Origin of the sequence: Anabaena sp. FACHB-83, assembly GCF_014697485.1 — a bacterium.
In the GTDB taxonomy this organism is placed as follows: domain Bacteria; phylum Cyanobacteriota; class Cyanobacteriia; order Cyanobacteriales; family Nostocaceae; genus Nostoc_B.
This window is the reverse complement of the sequence record NZ_JACJRY010000006.1, coordinates 71,594-90,905: the sequence shown is the minus strand read 5'-3', so window position 1 is coordinate 90,905 and position 19,312 is coordinate 71,594. Positions and strand designations below refer to the sequence as shown.

Below are 19,312 nucleotides of genomic sequence, written 5' to 3'. Positions count from 1 at the left end.
AGTAAGGAGTAAGGAGTATTTACTAGGACTTACGCAAGAACTCTCTCAAGCTCTTATGACTTAGTTTCCTAGCCTGCGGGTAGCCGAAGAGCAGTTTACTTTTTTTCATAATTTCGTCTAAGAGGATGTTTGAAAAGTCTAAATTATTACTCACCGGGCGATTGGAAATCGCGGCTACAAAGACGAAACCTACCTACATGGTTTTAAAAACCTTGATTTTGTGTAGTCCATGTAGGCGGTCACTGAGCTTGCCGAAGCGTGGACTTTGCTTGTGTAGTAGCGAATTCTATTCACCCAATACTTTTCTCATTACTCATTACTCAAAGAAGTACAAAATCAACAGCCAACTTCTACACAGCTACTTCCTGCTCGCAACATATCACCTACCATTAAATTTCCCTGTGTAAGTTAATGATGGGCGTTCAATCTCAGATTGCCAAATTGGTGGTTTATCCAGATAAATCAACCATTTGCCATCGGCGGCAGATTTATACAGCCATTTATTACCTGAGCAGATATTTGATGGCATTTCTGATAGCTCTCTGGGTAAGGCTTTTCCTGGATGAATAGCTGCTTTTACTTGTAAGACTTTTTGTAGCATTTCTGATTCCAACATCAGATCATGTGCCTTCAAAATCTGCTTGACATAGCTGGGACTAATTGTGGCATTTTGAGGAAAATACTGTTTTTCTAAAGCTTGTATATTCAGAGAACAAAGATTATTTTTTCTCTGTGCGATCGCAGCATAAAATTCTTGATTTATTTTAAAGTTATTCATTCCATACCAATCACGATATAACTGAGATAATTGTGTATCTTTTTCTGGAGGAATGATTTTATCTAACCCTTGCCACTGGGAAAAAGCTTCTATATTTAGTGCTTGAATCATGGCTTGGGTATAGTCTTGTTCTAGCAATCGCTGTTGCCAAACTACAGGTAGATTATCGATTTTCTCCAGTACGCGGAGTTGCGATCGCCTAATAATTATATTCACCAGTTGACCAATCAAAGACGGTTCATCTTTTAATGATTCACTGAGTTTCCAAGATGCTTCTAGCGATTTCAGCATCTCTTGGTTATTTCCTTGCTGTTGCTTATCTAAAATATCAATGATTAATAAACGTTGTAAATTCACTACCCCGATATAGCTAGGACTAGGAGCCTGAAAATCTCCTTCTTTAATCCACTTGTAATCTATACCCCAGCGTGGTACTTCATTATTTAATAGTAAGTTACGAATAGTAGCGATCGCAGTTTTATTTTTATTGACATAACTACGTAATTTCTTATCTAAGTTATGATTCAATACCTGTGATTTATCATTAAACTGTTTTTGCAACAAGTCCGCAACATCCACAAAAGCTAATACTTTGTTTTCGGGTACTTTAAACTCTTGGCTAGGTACAGTTAAAAGATTAAATCCTAATTGCCAAGCTGCTATCTCTTGAATTTTTCTGGCTGGGCTGTTTGCTTTTACAGAAAAACTATCAAACACCCCAGACATTTCTGATTTGATGGCTTTTTTTTCTGCTAACAGAGAAGGTTTGGCTGCTTGTAAAACAGGTGTGATTTTCTTAAAAAAATTATCTACAATTGGATTAAAGCTAACTTCTTCAGTCATCACTGACAAAATATCATACTCATTAATTTCTAAAGCTCCTAATGCTAGATAATATTTTTGTAGAGCATCGAGATATTTACCTTCTTTGGCTAGTTGATCAGCAGTTTGTAAAATCTGTGTCTTTCGAGGTTGATTAATTTCGATAATTTTAGCCTGATAAGTTTTAAAATTTTCTAGTTCTTGGTTGAGAGTGGTCGTTTCTTCTGGACTCAGACTGACTGGGGTAAAATTTTGAGGACAATCTAGGAAATTATTTAAGGGAAGATTTTTTAATTTTTCTAAATTTAGAGATGCTTTTTCTGGCAGTTCACAAATAATTGCTTTGGGCTGTTCTATTTGAGATTGATTACGTCTAACTATCCCCAGATAACTTTTTTGTGCTTGACTAGGCAGCAATGCAATACTAATAATTCCATTTTGGAGATTATTGATTGGCAATAATTTAATTTTTAAATCTTGATTTGAGATAAATTTATTTACAGAAAAACCAAAAAGCCGATCAATATCATCTGTAAAGCCTTGATTCTGGGAATAATATTGCTGTTGTAGAGAATTAAGCAGACTCACGATGAATCTCTGCTCTTTTTCTTTTTCTAGCTGTTCAAATGTTTGATTTTCCCTATCACTCAGTTCTAATTTTCTAAACCCAGAGGGACATTCAATGCCTTGATTCTTGGGGAATTTAGTTGGTAATTTAGGAATTATTAATTGATTTTTCTCACTTTCACACAGAGTGGAGAGTGTAAGATATTCATTTCCATCTGTTATGGTAAACATAACAAAGTTAACATAAGTCCGAGAGTTATTTTTCTGGGGTGATAATACAGTCATGGCAACTTTTTTAGCTTTTTTATCAGTGAATATTTGCCATTTATAACCGGGGATACTAGTTTCAAAATTGCTATCTAGTCCTAATTGTTTAATTTGAGTGGCAAAAACTTGCTGTTCTAGAAAATATGCTTGTTGGGCGCGACCTACTGAACCTAAACGGAATAAGATTTGCTTTTTCAGGTCTAATTCTTGAGCAGATATTTGTTGATTTTGTTTGTCAGTAACAGTATTAGCTATAACCTTTGATGTTGTAGTAAAACAAAAAATGAAACTGAGACTAGATAATAAACCAAGTACAGATAATTTCATTGGTGTTATGTGTTTATTTAGTTAACAATAATTAATTATTAATACTAAATTGAATATAGATAGTTTGTGTTTAAACTTCTAAATCTAAAATTCTCATACCAATTCTATGAGAAGCTGCAATTTATAAATCCTGTAGAAAATTTGTATACAAAATTTTTACAACAAGCGATTAATTACATCTTCATAAAGAAACTAACTTAGTATTATCACCTGTTATAGATTGTTTTAACGACAAACTACATCCCTAGCATTACTTAAAATATGGGAGTAAGGGCGTGAGGGTGTAAGGACTAGCTAAAGCGATCGCTAAATGATAATTCAGAGTTTCTGTGAGTAAATAAATGGCAGGTAGTTCGGCAATATTATGTTATCGGGAAATTCCAGCACAAGTTAATGATGGTTGCATTTGATTGGGAGAGTTATCTGCAACCAGTTCAATTTTGCCTTGGGCGTTACGTCGCCAGCCAGTTGCTTGGAAAAGCACTGCTTGGGGTTTTGGCATTTTTGCTTGTACTGGTTGTTTGGTGTTGAATGCAGAGATATCACGAGTATCTGACCAAGTGCGATCGCTACTCAATTCCTCTGTGGGGTTTTGCGGTATACCACCCCTTCCTGTAGCAACAAAACTACTACTACTATTATCTGCACATCCACTAGCAATTTGCTGGGATGAGTCGATGAGATTTGCTGGTAATTCTACTAACCCAGAATTGGGATCAACGCCAATATTATTAATTTCTACATTGCCATTAATATTAAACTGAGAACTGGCGGTAATATCATTTGTGGTGTCAACTCTTGGAGTGAGAGTATCACGAAATTCTAGACCGATAATACCTTGAGTAGTGATGTCGATATTGCCACCATTTCCTTGCACTGCATTGGCAAGGATATCGCTGTTTTCTAAGCCCAAAATAATAGGAGCATTGATGGTGAGGTTGCCACCATTACCCTTACCCTTAGCTTCTGTAGAAATGTAACTGTTATTGCGTAAAATTAAGTCAGATTTGAGATTTAAGTTAATACTACCACCTTCCCCAGAAGCAGTATTAGCAATTACTTGACCCTGGTTTTTGAGTCGTAGGGAATTCGCATTTATACTTAAAACTCCTCCATTTCCCGAACCTTCATTATTCACTCTCACTCTTGCTCCATTCTCTATTTGCAATGTAGGAGTGTTAATGGTTATACTGCCAGCATTTCCACTAGGGCGATCGGGAATTCTCAATGTTTGACGCAAAAGTGTAGGAAGAATTGGAGCAGATGCGTTAACACTGCTATTTAGTTCACCGTTTGGACTTCTACCCCTGATTTCTACTGATTTAGCGGCATTAATGGTTATTGTGCCACCAGCACCAATATTTAAGGTTGCAGTACTAACAGTGCCTCCATTTTCTATAATCAGTTTGGATGTATTGATGTTCAAAGAACCACCATTACCTTGTCCAAATACAACCGAGCCAATATTGGTAGGAGATAAATTTCTTGACTCTATACCTTTAAGTTCTATAGTTCCAGAAACATTCACATTTATGTTTCCACTATCCCCCTTTGCCAGATTGACGCTATTAATTAAGCCACCGTTGGTAATGGTTATATTCGATGCAATGATGTTCATATCGCCCGATTTTCCAGAGCTATAGGTAGTTGTGCCAATTCCACTATAAATATTCGGAGTTAGCAGTGCTGTACGATTAATTTGAATATCTCTAGCAATATTTACATTAATATTACCCCCAGAGTTGGGGCTAAAGTTTTGTGTCAGCAGCAGACCTCCGTCATTGAGGCGTAAATCTCCGGCAGAAACATCAATATCCGCACCTTTTCCTTGGCCTAGATTTTCAGATGTCAAGCGACTAGACATAACTCCTGTCACAATTCCTAAATCTGGTGCTGTCCTGACATCTCCAGAAAGGTCTAATACACCTGTTGCACGAACGCGAATAGTATTAGGTGCTTGGCTGCCCACAGTTTGAATCAAAGCCACAGAACCATCTTGCAGACTAATATTTTTCCCTTGTAATTGAATCCCTAGACTAGTTGACCCACTGGCATCTACTAAAGACCGATTTGCAAATTGGATGTCTCCGAAACTCTCAACACTTGTATAGTTTAATTGCAGATTTGAAGATGTAGAATTAAGATTAACTGTACCTGCTTGGACTGCACCTAATTCAATTCTGCCATTTTCCGCAGTTAGAACACCACCTGATAAATTGATATTTTGTCCAATTAATGCGATCGCATTTCCTGATTTCACCTCTAAGGTCGATTTGTTATTACTCCTAATTACAGGGGTACGCACTCCTCCTGTTAATTGATGTCCATTACCCTGCACTTGAATATTTCCTGAATCCTTACCCATCTGCAACCCCATAGGTACAGTCATTGTCAGCAAAGGTTTATCCACACCTTGGACAGCACTAAATTCTGTCCCATCAGCAAATTTGATACTATTGGCTGTTGTCCCTATAAAAGAACCACCAATATTTAAGCTGGCATTTTTACCAAAAATCATCCCGGCTGGGTTGAGTAAGAATAAGTTAGCACTACCATTGGCATTTATGGCACCATCTATATTGGAAATATTACCACCAGTCACTCGACTAAAAATGTTTTGAATATCAGTGTCATTATTAAATGATGCCGAACCGCCACTAGGTATAGAAAATTGGCTGAAGCTATGAAATAGATTCTTGCCTACACGAGTACCATCTTTGATAGCGTAACTATTATTACTAGCTTCAACAACCGTTTTGAGAGTGTTGTCAGAAGTTACTTGTGCGTGAACACCATTGTTGTAAACAGCAGATATGCAAATGACACCCAGAACACTCAACCCAGCAAAATTTACTTTCATTAGTTTAGTTCTTGTTTAGATTAAATATATATTGTTCCCATTTGGGTAATCTTTGTAACAATAATTATTTTTCGGCTACAGCAGCACAAGTTAAGGCTGCTGGTATATGCGGAGGTGATTTGGCTGCAAAAAGCTCAATTTTACCTTGGGCGTTACGTCGCCAACTAGTTGCTTGCACAAGGATTTCGGGAGATTTTGGTATTTGCGCTTGTATTCGTTGTTTGGTGTTGAATGCAGAGATATCACGAGTATCAGACCAAGTGCGATCGCTCCTCAATTCCTCTGTCGGATTTTGCGGCACACCACCCCTTCCTGTAGCAACAAAACTACTACCACTCGTATCAGCACAACCACTAGCAATTTGCTGGGATGAGTCGATGAGATTTGTTGGTAATTCTACTAACCCAGAATTGGGATCAACGCCAATATTATTAATTTCTACTGTGCCATTAATATTAAACTGAGAACTGGCGGTAATATCATTCGTGGTGTCAACTCTTGGGGTGAGAGTATCACGAAATTCTAGACCGATAATACCTTGAGTCGTGATGTCGATATTGCCACCATTTCCTTGCACTGCATTGGCAATGATATCGCTGTTTTCTAACCCCAAAATGATAGGAGCATTAATAGTGAGGTTACCACCATTACCCTTACCTTTAGCTTCTGTAGAGATAAAACTGTTGTTTCGTAGCAACAAGTCAGATTTGAGATTTAAATTGATGTTACCACCTTCTCCAGAAGCAGTATTAGCAATTACTTGACCCCGATTGTTGAGTCGCAAAGAATTGGCATTTATATTTAAAATTCCCCCATTTCCTAATCCTTCATTATTAACAGTAACTCTTGCTCCATTATTTATTTGCAATGTAGGAGTATTAATAGTTAAACTGCCAGCATTTCCACTAGGGAGTACGGGAAGTCCAAGTGCTAGACGAAAAGCTGTCGGGGAAATTGGAGCAGATGCGCTAATATTGCTTGGTCGTTCACCATTTGGACTACTACCCCTGACTTCTATTGATTTTGAAGCATTAATAGTTATTTTGCCACCAGCACCAATATTGAAGGTTGAAGTAGTAACACTTGCTCCATTCTCGACAATTAGTTTGGATGTATTAATATTCAAAGAACCACCATTACCTCTGCCAAATACAGTTGAGCCAATATTGCTAGAAGATAAATTTCTTGACTCTACGCCTTTGAGTTCTATAGTTCCAGAAACCTTCAAATTGATGTTGCCACTATCCCCTTGTGCAAGATTGTTAGTATTAATTAAGCCGCCATCTGTGATTTTTATATTCGATGCAGTAATATTCATATTTCCCGATGGACTAGAGCCAAAGGTAGTTGTGGCAATTCCACTGGCAATACCTGGATTGAGCAGTGCTGTGCGATTAATTTGAATGTCTCTGACAATATTTACATTAATATTACCCCCAGAGTTCAAGCCATAGGTTCTTGTCACCACAAGACTTCCGTCATTGAGGCGTAAATCTCCGGCAGAAACATCAATATCAGCACCCTTTCCTTGAACTAGATTTTCAGTCATCAAGCGACTAGACATAACTCCTGTCACAATTCCTAAATCTGGTGCTGTCCTGACATCTCCAGAAAGTTCTAAAACACCTGTAGCACGAACACGAAGACTATTAGGTGCTTGGCTTCCCCGCGTTTGAATCAAGACGGCAGAACCATCTTGCAGATTAATATTTTTCCCTTGTAATTGAATTCCAAGACTGGTTAAACCACTGGCATCTACTAAAGACCGATTTGCAAATTGGATGTCTCCAAAACTCTCAATACTTGTGTAGTCTAATTGCAGATTTGAAGATGTAGAGTTAATATTGACTGTACCTGCTGGGACTGCACCTAATTCAATCCTGCCATTTTCCGCAGTTAAAACTCCACCTGATAAATTGATATTTTGTCCAATTAATGCGATCGCATTTCCTGGCTTAACCCCTAAAGTTGATTCGGTATTGTTCCGAATGATGGGAGTAAATAGTCCTCCGGTTAGTTGATGTCCCTTTCCTTGTAATTGAATGTTTCCCGAATTCTGCCCCATTTGCAGTCCGATGGGTACACTCATCGTCAATAGGGGTGTTGTTGAATTGACAGCACTAAACTCTGTCCCCTCAACGAACTTAATACTATTCGCCGTTGTCCCCACAAAGGAACCACCAATATTTAAGCTGGCATTTTTCCCAAAAATAATCCCGGCTGGGTTGAGTAAGAATAAGTTAGCACTACCACTAGCATTAATTCGACCATCAATATTGGAAATATTACCACCAGTCACCCGACTAAAAATGTTTTGAATGCCAGAAGTAGTATTGAAAGTGGCAGAACCGCCTGTGGGGATAGAGAATTGTTGAAAGCTATGAAATAAATTATTGCCAATAACCCTACCGCCATTAATGGTATAGTTATTCATACCAGACACATCAGTATTAAGAGTTCCATCTTGTATAACTTGTGCCTGAGCATGACTGTTACCCATAGCCAAGATGTAGACTGCACCAATTAAGCCTAAGTTAGCAAGATTTAATTTCATCAGCTTGTGTTAATTATCTACTTGCTGTCTAGTTTTCCCAAGATGTATTGATTAATTGGGCTATCTATGTAATTTTATGGTGAGATTTTTTCAGATTTTGTTAACAGCAGAACAAGTTAATGAGGGTGATAAATTCACAGAAGATTTATCGGCAATTAACTCAATTTTACCTTGGGCGTTAAGTCGCCAGCCAGTTGCTTGCACAAGGATTTCGGGAGATTTTGGTATTTGCGCTTGTATTCGTTGTTTGGTGTTGAATGCAGAGATATCACGAGTATCTGACCAAGTGCGATCGCTACTCAACCCTTGTATCGGATTTTGTGGTATCCCACCCCTACCAATGGCGACAAAACTACTACCAATATTAGCAGTACAACCATTAGCAATTTGTTGGGATGGGTCAGTCAGGTTCGCGGGTAATGTAACTAAACCAGAATTGGGGTCAACACCAACATTATCAATATCAACTGTACCATTCACCCCAAACTGTGAACTGGCAGTAATATCATTTTCTGGTGTCAGTTGCAAACGGTATTCTAAACCAATAATTCCCTGAGTGGTGATGTTAATATTGCCGCCTTTACCCTGAACAGCATTAGCCGTAATATCGCTGTTTTCTAAACCGACAATTATGGGTACATTAATGCTGATATTGCCACCTGTAGCTGTACCTGTGGCACTAGTATTAATTTTACTACCATAACGCATCAATAGAACATCAGCCACTAGACTAATATTACCTTGATCGCCAGCAGAAACTTCTGCAAGGAGACTGCCTCCTTCCTTCAGTTTGATCTGATTGGCATTGACTAACAAGTTACCTGAATTACCACCACCTGTATTACTGACGGAAATTTGCCCATCATCAAGAACATTGAGCCGATCTGCCACTAGGTTAATTGAACCAGCATTAAAGTTGGTAGTAGAAGTTGCTGAGATGCTACTGGGTAAAATCTGACCATTGCTTAAAGGTTGAGAAATACCCTGTACGTCAATATTTTTAACCTGCAAGTTGATATTACCAGCCGCACCCTTGCCATTTGTGGAGGAGGTAATTTGTCCACCATTGAAAACGCGCAAACTATCTGCGGTCAGGCGAATGTTGCCTCCCTGACCTATAGAATTCTGCCCTATTGCTACAGTGATGCCACTGGAGATGTTATTCACAATATCAAGCACAGGATCGCTAACTTGCACATCGGTGGCTTGAATAGTAATATTTCCGGCTATACCGCTACTCGCCTGTGCAGAGATTGGACTTCCTGAAATCGCACTAGAAATTTTTCCACCGTTAGCAAGGGCGAGTTGCCTGGTGTTAATCGTAATATTGCCCCCTTGTCCCTCTGCTGACATCTCCAGCGCACTGAGTACAGCACTCGTAACACCGCCAGGAGTTTTACCCCGAATATCTAAACTCTCAGTTGCCGTGATCAAAATATCCCCAGTCTTACCCGTTGTCGGATTGGGAAAACCGAACAGGCTAGTACTGATGCGTGCGCCGTCTAGCACTCGTACCCGTTCAGCGTTCACCGTAATTGTGCCACTGGTATTCTGTTGCCCGCCCGAAACTAGGGTTGTAATGGCGCTGATAGTAGGGAATCCTGAGATTGGGTTTGTAAATGGACTATAGCCGCTAACATCTACATCGGTAGCACGAATTGTAATGTTACCTGTTTTAGCATTGTCAATAGACGCAGAAGTCAAGAAGTTAACACCAAAGTTGAAGGAGTTGATCCATGCCCCATTAGCAAGGCGTAATCGTGGAGTATCTACCGTGATATTTCCAGATGTCGCTCTACTGCCAGTCACACTGGTACTTAACCCTGGCAACGCATAATTAGCGGGATGGGAGATACCCATTAAATCCACGAATTCGGTGGTCTTGACAGTAATACCCTGTCCTTGCCCATTCGCTCTAGTAGAGGATTCTATATTTGAGCCATCTTGCAAGGTTAACCCACGTCCCCGGATATTGATTGCCCCTCCCATGTCCCCACTGGTGTTGATATAGGAAGACTGTTGCAGAGTAATTTTGCCCCAGGTTGGTGATGTTGATAAACTCGCTAATTGCCAGTTGCCAGAGGTGGGTATATTCACTGTGCCATTTTTTATTGCCCATAATTCCACATGACCATCTGGTGCAGAGATACTGGCACTCTTGATATCGATTTGTCCCCCAATCATCGCCAGAGTTTGATTTGCTGCCATCGACAATGTTGGCATCCGAAATAAGAAATTGTTGGCAGGTGTACCTTGCACTTCGATTGCTCCGGCATTACGTCCCATTTGCAAGCCTACAGGTACATTCATCGTCAATAATGGTGTCCCCGTCGGATTCACTGCACTAAATTCAACCCCATCAGCAAATTTAATACTATTGGCAGTCGTAGCTACAAAGGAACCACCAATATTTAAGCTGGCATTTTTGCTAAAAATAATCCCGGCTGGGTTGAGTAAGAATAAGTTGGCGTTACCATTGGCTTTAATTAAACCATCAATGTGGGAAACATTGCCGCCTGTTACCCGACTAAATATATTTTGGATGTCTGCGGTATTGCTAAAGACTGCGGAACCATTGCTAGGCACTGAGAATTGGCTAAAGCTATGAAATAAATTGTTGCCGACACGAGTGCCGTTGGTAATTGCGTAATTCTTACCACTAATACTTACAGTCGTGTTAAGAGTCTCATCAGGAGTGACTTGTGCATTAACACCACGATCGCAAACAGTAGAGATGCAGATTGCACCAAGAAGGGCAAACCCAACAAAATTTAATTTCATGAAACAATATCTTAATCTTATATTTGATTATGTATATATAGTTCCCTTGTCAGTAGCTTATATAACATTTAATTTGTCAAGTTAATTAATTTTGAGGTGTAGCAGCACAGGTTAATGCTGTTTGTACCTGAGTGGGAGATTGATTGGCAATTAATTCAATTTTGCCTTGAGCGTTACGTCGCCAGCCAGTTGCTTGGACAAGAACTGCTTGGGGTTTTGGCATTTTTGCTTGTACTGGTTGTTTGGTGTTGAATGCAGAGATATCACGGACATCAGACCAAGTGCGATCGCTACTCAATTCCTCTGTGGGGTTTTGCGGTATGCCACCCCTTCCTGTAGCAACAAAACTACTATTACTAGTATCAGCACACCCTGTAGCAATTTTTTGAGATGGATCGCTGAAATTTACTGGTAATTCTATTAAACCCGAATTGGGGTCAACACCAACATTATTCACTTCCACCGTACCATTTACCCCAAATTGTGAACTAGCAGTGATATCGCTTTCTGCTGTCACTTGGGGACTATATTTTAATCCGAAAACTCCGTGAGTTGTAATGGCAATGTTCCCACCTCTGCCTTGCACCGCATTAGCTACAATATCACTGTTTTCTAAAGCAAAAATAATTGGTGCGTTAATCGTAATATTACCGCCATTACCTACACTACCTGATGTGGCGTTGATGGCACTATTATGGCGCATCAATAAAGTATTAGCATTGACAATGATATTACCACCTTCGCCAACTTGTGTAGTTGCAGTAATAGCACCCTGAGTATCTAACATCACAAAGTTAGCATCAATCCCAACTTTTCCTGCATTACCTGTACCATCATTCCTGACATTCACTAATCCACCATCAGCCACCCGCAACTGCTGGGTTGTAATATGCACATCTCCACTATTCCCAGTCAACACTCTTGAGGAACCAGCTTGCTGCACAGTTGATGAACCGATAAAACTTGGAATTAAGAAAGATTGTGCTGGCTTACCAGCAACTTCCACTGACTCGGAAGCATTGAGAATGACATTGCCAGCATTGCCACTAGCATAAGAAGAAGCTTCAACTCTTGCCCCATGATGAACCGACAATTTAGCTGTATTCACAGTTAAGTTACCAGAATTACCCGCACCCAAAGTTGAAGAACTCAAGGAACTAGGCGCAAAACTAGTTGAAGCAGTTTCAAAACCAGAGACGTGGATAGATTCGGCGGCGTTGACTGTCAAATTTCCCGCCGCACCCGTGAAAATTGTGGAAGTTGTCACCACAGCACCATCTAAAATCACTAATTTATTTGTAGAAACATTGACATTTCCACCTTTCCCAGAAAAAAAAGTCAAACCAGAAATGCCACTACGATTACGTGGTATTTTGCCTACTCCTGCTACTTGAATTGTTCCAGAGGCATTAACTGTCATATTACCTCCACCTACAGAAGTACCAGAATTATTTGTCAAAATTATGCCGCCATTATTGGCAATCAAATCTTTGGTAAATATTTCAATATTAGCTACCATCCCAGTACCAACTGCGCCGGCTCTAATTGCACTGGTTGTACTGCCACTAGTATTATCACCAGTGACTGTAAGTAATTCCGATGTATGAACCGAAATCTTACCTGGTTTATTGACATTGGTATTATTCTGCACCGACACACGAGAACCACCACTCAAGGTTAAATTCGCACCCCAGATGTTAATTTCGCCATTTCCACCTGTAGAAAGTAAAGATTGCTGAGATAGAGTAATATCCCGAAAATTCTGCACATCTTGATAACCAAGGCTCCAGCCTAGATTATTAGAAGTGAGGCTGACAGTTCCACCATCAACAGCACCGAGTTCAATTCTTCCTTGAGGAGTGGAAAGAGTACGGCCACTTATTGAAACATCTCCGCCAACTAATGCTAAGGTTTTGTTTGTCGGGACTTGCAGTGGGATTGTAGAATCTTGAACTTGGATTGCGGCTGGATTCTGCCCCATCTGTAAACCAATGGGTACACTCATGGTTAACACAGGAGAAATTGTTGCGTTGGTGCTAAACTCATTGCCATCTGCAAATTTGATGCTATTTGCTGTTGTGCCGATAAACGAACCACCTACATTTAAACGAGCTTTGTCCCCAAAGATAATTCCTGCCGGGTTGAGCAAAAACAGATTCACACCGCTATTAGTTTTGATGGAACCGTTAATGTAGGAAACATCACCACCAGTCACCCGGCTAAAAATGTTTTGGATGCCAGAAGTACTGTTGAAAGTGGCAGAACCGCCTGTAGGGATAGAGAATTGCTGAAAGCTATGAAATAAATTATTGCCAACAGCCGTACCGCCAGTGATGTTGTAACTATTACTTCCAGACCCAGGAGACACAGCAGTGCCGAGAGTACCATCAGGTTTGACTTCTGCCTGAGCATGACTGTTACCAATAGCCAAGATGTAGACTGCACCAATTAAGCCTAAGTTAGCAAGATTTAATTTCATCAGCTTGTTTTAATTATCTACTTGCTGTCTAGTCTTCCCAAGATGTATTGATTAATTGGGCTATCTATGTAATTTTATGGTGAGTTTTTTTCAGCTTTTATTAACACCAGCACAAGTTAATGAGGGTGATAAATTCACAGAAGATTTATCAGCAATTAACTCAATTTTGCCTTGGGCATTGCGTCGCCAGCTAGTACAACAAGGCAAAAGTAAAAGGGAAGAATAACTATACCACAAGCCTTTTAGCAATTTCTTATGGTCTGTTGATTTCCGCCGACCTGTACTAGTTGCTTGGACAAGTGTTTCTGGTGATTTAGAAATTTGGGTTTGTACTGGTTTTGTGGTGTGGAATGCAGAGATATCACGGGTATCTGCCCAAGTGCGTAGACGCAGAGGGTCTTATCGCTAGACATCGCTCCTCAGCTTCACCCCTGAGAAAATTCAATGTTACTGCTATTGTTTTTCGTTCAATCTGGCTTTTGCTGCTGCTCGTACAACTCGATTTGCATCTTGCAAGAGAAATTGGAGAATTTCTGTGGTGACTTGCGGATGTTGGCTAATAACATAACGTTCATACCAAGGAAATGAACGTAATTTTTGTAAATTTTGAGCTAAATATTCAATAGGTGCGGCGGGATGTTGGAGAAGAACTAGACGAAATGGTATTGTATCCAGGGTATAAAACCTGGGTTCAATAAAATTAGCTAGATATTTACTCGCAATTGTAGGAGAGATTTGAATTAATCTTTTAACTGCCGCTATAAAAACTTTATGCTCTTTACGCTTATGCCCACGCGAATAACAAATATATTCATAATGGTCATATTGATAATTATTAGCCAAATTTTCTAGTATATGAATCGGAGTATTGATATTATTAGCAACAGCTAGTTGTACAAGTTTATTTTTGTCTTGGGCGAGTTTTTCTAAGCAATTTTTACTTTTGGGACTGCTATAGGCTTCTATTATCCGAGGATTTTTGGCAACGGCTTCGCGGATCAGTACTGATTTATGCTTGGCTAGTTCAGCTAATTTTGGCAGTGGCGTATGCTCATCAATAGCCTCGTTGTATTGAAGGATAAAATTACTTGTATTTGCAGACTTTTCTTGGTAAATTTTTAAAGCATATTGACGAACTTCCGCATGTGTATCGTACAATGATTTCTCGATAAATTCTGATGATGTATTGGGATTTTGTAACATCAATAAACGTAATCGATATTCTTTAAATTTGGCTATTCTCTCGCAAACTACATCAGATATATGTGGATGAGAAGCTACTGCTGCATATACATCTACACTACGAATATCTAAAATGTCTAATAAGATTTCTGAAGATAGCTCAGGATTACAAACTACCTGTTGATAAATATTCCGTACTGCTTCCCAATAAATATCAACTGGTGTAATTCTCAGTAGTTCTAATAATTGAGGAATTGGAGTCATTGCACTTGTGGCTAGTGCATGTTGTCCTTGTTGATGTATGTCTTCAATTTGAGTTCCTTCATAGCTATATGGTTCGCTAAAAAGTCTCCAGTGTAGATAAATATTATGAGGTTTTGTCTGAGGAAAGTGTAACTGTAATTGCTGTTGTAATTCTTGTGGAAGAGCAGGATTATAGGCAAGCTTTTGCAGTATACGGCTATCTTGGTTTTGGTAAAGAAGCAGTAAAATCTCTAATGGAGTATGCGGATTTTTAGCTACATTAGCTTGAACAGATATATTGCGATCGCCTGATAATCTCTCCAAACATTCTGGCGGTGTTTGACTATTTAATGCCACTGCTTGACGAACACGAACACTCTTATCTTGGGTTAGTCTTTGAAGTATATCTAAATCAGCACTAGGATGACCAGCAACACATTCTCTGACTCTCCAATCAGAGGATTGCGCTAACGATTTTAAGTCACTTAATTCTAAATTGGGATGTTTTGCAACTCGCCATCTAATCAATGACCATTTACTTTGACAAAGTTCCCGTAATTTTTCTACTTGTGTATGGGGATGGGTGGCTAAAAATCTTTCTTGGAAAAAATCATTAACGATTGACCTTGGTAAACTAGGATTTAGCATAGTAGCTTCCCTTATTACCCGACTACGATGATCGGCAAGTTCAATTAAACATTCAAGAGGTGTGTTTTTATTTTTAGCAACTTCAATCAGGGTGGTAAGTTTAAATTTTTTATTTAAGAATTGACGTAAATATGCTGGTGGAGTATCGCTAGATTTAGCAATGGCTACTTGCACATATTCTGAAGTTTGCTTGAGTTGCAAATCAGGTGTAATTCCCAATTGCCACAAAATAAATTGATAATAATGTCCTTTAGAATGGTTAATGCTATTGCATCCAACTGCGGCAAAGTCAGAAAAGCTTGCTGCGATAATCTGTGGTAATTTATTTTCTGCATATTCTTGCCACCCTGAATCCATTTCTCCGGCAATATTGACGTGCATTTTGATTAATTCATGAATAAACACATCGCCAGAGGGATTTTCTGCGGCTAATTCTAATACTTGTTTACTAACTTGAGGATTCTGCACAATTCCCACTAAATGATAATGATATCCAGAAATGGCGAATCTGTGTAACCATTCTTGAGGGGCATCGTCACAAGCTAATATTGTCTGTAGGGATGAACCGGGAATTACTGATTCTGGATTTTCTAAATCTAGTGTCGGGAAAATAGGATTGTGAAGAAAATCTTGGGGAAATTCTTCTGCCAAGAGAAATAAAGTATAAGTTGGAGTATGCGGATTTCTAGCTACAGCTTGACGGACTTTTATATCTTTATGTCTTGCCAATTCTGTTAATAATTCTGGTGTCGTATTCAGACTTTGGGCAACAGCAATTTCTGATTGATCACTGACTTGCATCAATTCCACCACTCATCCTTTGATAGACTAATATCCTGTTCACTATTGAGAAATAGCTTTACAGGTTAATTGTGTTGGTACAGGAATAGAAGATTTATTGGCAACTAGTTCAATTGTACCATCGAGACGACGATGTACACCTGTTGCTTGGACAAGTGTTTCTGGGGATTTTGGTGTTTGAGCTTTGACTGGTTGTGTTTGCTGGAATGCAGAGATGTCGCGCACATCAGACCAAGTGCGATCGCTCCTAATATCCTGTGTCGGATTTTGTGGTATTCCACCCCGTCCTGTGGCGACAAAACTACTACCACTTGTATCAGCACATCCAGTAGCAATTTGTTGGGATGTATCGGTAATATTCGCGGGGAGTTCAACTAAACCCGAATTGGGATCAACACCAACATTATTAATTTCTACTGTGCCATTCACCCCAAACTTTGAACTGGCAGTAATATCATTTTCACTGGTCAGTTGTGAACGATATTCTAAACCGATAATTCCCTGAGTGGTAATGTCAATATTACCGCCTTTACCTTGGAAAGCATTAGCAACAATATCACTATTTTCTAATCCGACGATGACAGGAGCATTAATGGTAATATTGCCACCGTTGCCATTACCGCCTGCTTCTGTTGTGATTGTACTACCATCACGAAGCAAGAGAAAGTCTGCAACATCTAAATTGATGTCGCCACCTTGCCCAGAGGCAGTAGTCGCTCGAATACGACCGTTCTCCAAAAAAATTTGCTCTGCTTGAATGCTTAACTGTCCCGCATTACCTGTTCCAGAGTTTGTCAGGTTGATGTAAGCACCATCGCGGACTTTGAGGCTGTTGGTTGTAATATTCAATCTACCTGCATTACCCGTAGGAGCATCTGGTAAACCATAAAATTGTCTGGCAGTCTCATTGAGAATGGGCGCACTGGCAGCAATGGAAGAACTGAAGATATTTTGCCCCCCTATTAAAATATCATTTGCCTGGATAATTAATGCCCCTGCATTGCCTGTGGCTTGGGTGCTGGTGTTGATTGATGCACCATTTTGGATAACTAATTGATTGGTTTGAATCGTCACATTACCTGCTTCCCCATTGCCTAATGTCATACTGCCGATCAAAGTTGGAGCTTGAGTGAACTGATTGATGCCAGTGATGATCAGGCGTTCTGCCACATTCACACTGACATTGCCACTATTTCCTAAATTATTTGATTGTTTAGCATCGCCAAATATGCCAAATACTGGTAAGCTACTTGCCGACAACACAGATCCAGCTTGCATTGTCAAATTTGGAGTAGTAACAGACACATTACCCCCATGCCCAGAACCTGTGGTAAAGCTACCGATACCACTAGTCAGGGTTGGTAAGATTGGGTATACACCTACCATGTCTATGGATTGCTGTGCTACTACTGTGACATCACCCGCATTACCCCTACCCGTCCCAGGTATTCCCGCCAGCCGGATAGCAGAGGTAAAAATATCCCCTCCATCTGAAAGCTGTAATTTTCCTATAGAGACATGGATATTGCCGCTATTACCAGTCCCTGATGTATAAGCATTAATTCCACTAGGAGTAAAACTGATCGGATGAGCTGCGATCGCTGTCATATCTTCTGCTACCTTGACGGAAATATCACCCCCATGCCCAGTTGCACTAGGAAAGACAACCGTTGTAATTACGCCACTTTCTTGCAGATGCAATTGACGCGCTACTACATTCACATCTCCTCCATCTCCTGATGCGTAAGTTTGACTAGCAATACGGCTACTGCTAGTTCCTGTTGGTAATAAAGGAGATTTGACAGCAACAGTCCCACTAATAGCAACTGTATCTGCTCCTACCTCTACCTTCCCTGCTGCTCCCCTACCCAGGCTCAAGGTTTCAATCGCTGCACCATCTTTTAAAGTCAACTGTCCGGCTTGAATCTTGACTGCTCCCCCATTTCCCGTTGCTGTCTGCGCCACCTGATTGACAATCCAAGCACTGGGAGCTTGAGCATTGGCATTGATTCCACCCAAAAACAGCGATTGCTCTGCATTCACGGTAATATTACTACCCTGTCCACTACCTGTATTTGCACTAGCAATTTGTGATTGGTCGAGGCGAATGTCTCTCCCTACTACCTGAATTCCGCCAAACGGATTACCTACAGGATTGGGATTCCATAAGGAAGAGCGTTGTGTAAAGTGAATATCGCGGAAATCTTGCACTTGTGCATAATCTAGCTGTAATCCTGTGGGTGTGGAGATTAAATTAACTGTCCCACTCCCGACTGCACCGATTTCAATGCGACCAACTGGTGCAGTAATTACACCCCCTGTCAAGTTAATATCTCCACCAACTAAGGCAATGGTTTTGGTCGGACTGCCAATTATGCCTAAATTATTGGTCGGGACAATCCCATCATTGCCTTGTCCATTGACTTGAATTGGTTGTGCATTACTACCCATTTGCAACCCAATAGGTACACTCATTTTTAACAATGGTGTATTACTGGGATTCGTGGCACTAAATTCTACGCCATCGGCAAATTTAATACTATTTGCTGTCGTCGCTACAAATGAACCGCCAATATTTATGCTGGCATTTTGCCCAAAAATAATCCCGGCTGGGTTGAGTAAAAATAAATTGGCACTATACTGGGCGCGGATTTCACCATCAATGTTGGAAATCTGACCACCAGTCACTCGACTAAAAATATTTTGAATATCAATGTCATTATTAAATGATGCAGAACCATTTGTCGGGATAGAGAATTGACTAAAGCTATGAAATAAATTGTTGCCTACACGAGTGCCATCCTTGATACTGTAACTATTGCCACTACTTTCTACAAGCGTTTTGAGGGTGTTATCGGGAGTTACTTGTGCGTGAACACTATTGTTATAAACAGCAAATAAGCTGATTACACTTAGCACACCAAACCCGACAAAAGTTAATTTCATTGATCCAGTTCTTGTTTTTATTATGTGTTTATAGTTCCCAATCCAGTCAATTTTGTA

Annotated in this window: 7 protein-coding genes and 1 pseudogene; all 8 read right to left on the bottom strand. The window is 39.9% G+C overall.

What is annotated here, in order from left to right:
- Positions 1 to 379: 379 nt before the first annotated feature.
- Positions 380 to 2,761 carry a type IV pilin-like G/H family protein gene (locus H6G79_RS09545; protein ID WP_190589314.1) on the bottom strand — a complete coding sequence of 794 codons (2,382 nt, stop codon included), beginning with the start codon at positions 2,759 to 2,761 and terminating at the stop codon, positions 380 to 382.
- Positions 2,762 to 3,128: 367 nt separating this feature from the next.
- Positions 3,129 to 5,621 carry an S-layer family protein gene (locus H6G79_RS09540; RefSeq protein WP_190589316.1) on the bottom strand — a complete coding sequence of 831 codons (2,493 nt, stop codon included), beginning with the start codon at positions 5,619 to 5,621 and terminating at the stop codon, positions 3,129 to 3,131.
- Positions 5,622 to 5,685: 64 nt separating this feature from the next.
- Positions 5,686 to 8,175 (bottom strand): S-layer family protein, encoded by a 2,490-nt coding sequence (locus H6G79_RS09535; protein WP_190589318.1) that lies wholly within the window; start codon positions 8,173 to 8,175, stop codon positions 5,686 to 5,688.
- A 90-nt stretch (positions 8,176 to 8,265) separates the two neighbouring features.
- The gene (locus tag H6G79_RS09530; protein ID WP_190589320.1) at positions 8,266 to 10,956 is read right to left on the bottom strand and encodes an S-layer family protein; all 2,691 of its coding nucleotides are present in this window, start codon (positions 10,954 to 10,956) and stop codon (positions 8,266 to 8,268) included.
- Between the two features lie 85 nt (positions 10,957 to 11,041).
- Positions 11,042 to 13,435, bottom strand: a complete 2,394-nt coding sequence (locus tag H6G79_RS09525) for a filamentous hemagglutinin N-terminal domain-containing protein (RefSeq protein WP_190589322.1) — start codon at positions 13,433 to 13,435, stop codon at positions 11,042 to 11,044.
- Between the two features lie 90 nt (positions 13,436 to 13,525).
- A pseudogene (locus H6G79_RS37730) lies at positions 13,526 to 13,819 on the bottom strand (hypothetical protein); the annotation flags it as partial.
- Between the two features lie 69 nt (positions 13,820 to 13,888).
- Complete coding sequence (locus H6G79_RS09515; protein ID WP_190589326.1) at positions 13,889 to 16,309, bottom strand: hypothetical protein; 2,421 nt, start codon at positions 16,307 to 16,309, stop codon at positions 13,889 to 13,891.
- Positions 16,310 to 16,351: 42 nt separating this feature from the next.
- The gene (locus H6G79_RS09510) at positions 16,352 to 19,255 is read right to left on the bottom strand and encodes an S-layer family protein (RefSeq protein WP_191049351.1); all 2,904 of its coding nucleotides are present in this window, start codon (positions 19,253 to 19,255) and stop codon (positions 16,352 to 16,354) included.
- Positions 19,256 to 19,312 lie beyond the last annotated feature (57 nt).

Coding starts and splice junctions, on each gene's coding strand:
- H6G79_RS09545 (WP_190589314.1), bottom strand. CDS start 2,761: ATGAAATTATCTGTACTTGGTTTATTATCTAGTCTCAGTTTCATTTTT.
- H6G79_RS09540 (WP_190589316.1), bottom strand. CDS start 5,621: ATGAAAGTAAATTTTGCTGGGTTGAGTGTTCTGGGTGTCATTTGCATA.
- H6G79_RS09535 (WP_190589318.1), bottom strand. CDS start 8,175: ATGAAATTAAATCTTGCTAACTTAGGCTTAATTGGTGCAGTCTACATC.
- H6G79_RS09530 (WP_190589320.1), bottom strand. CDS start 10,956: ATGAAATTAAATTTTGTTGGGTTTGCCCTTCTTGGTGCAATCTGCATC.
- H6G79_RS09525 (WP_190589322.1), bottom strand. CDS start 13,435: ATGAAATTAAATCTTGCTAACTTAGGCTTAATTGGTGCAGTCTACATC.
- H6G79_RS09515 (WP_190589326.1), bottom strand. CDS start 16,309: ATGCAAGTCAGTGATCAATCAGAAATTGCTGTTGCCCAAAGTCTGAAT.
- H6G79_RS09510 (WP_191049351.1), bottom strand. CDS start 19,255: ATGAAATTAACTTTTGTCGGGTTTGGTGTGCTAAGTGTAATCAGCTTA.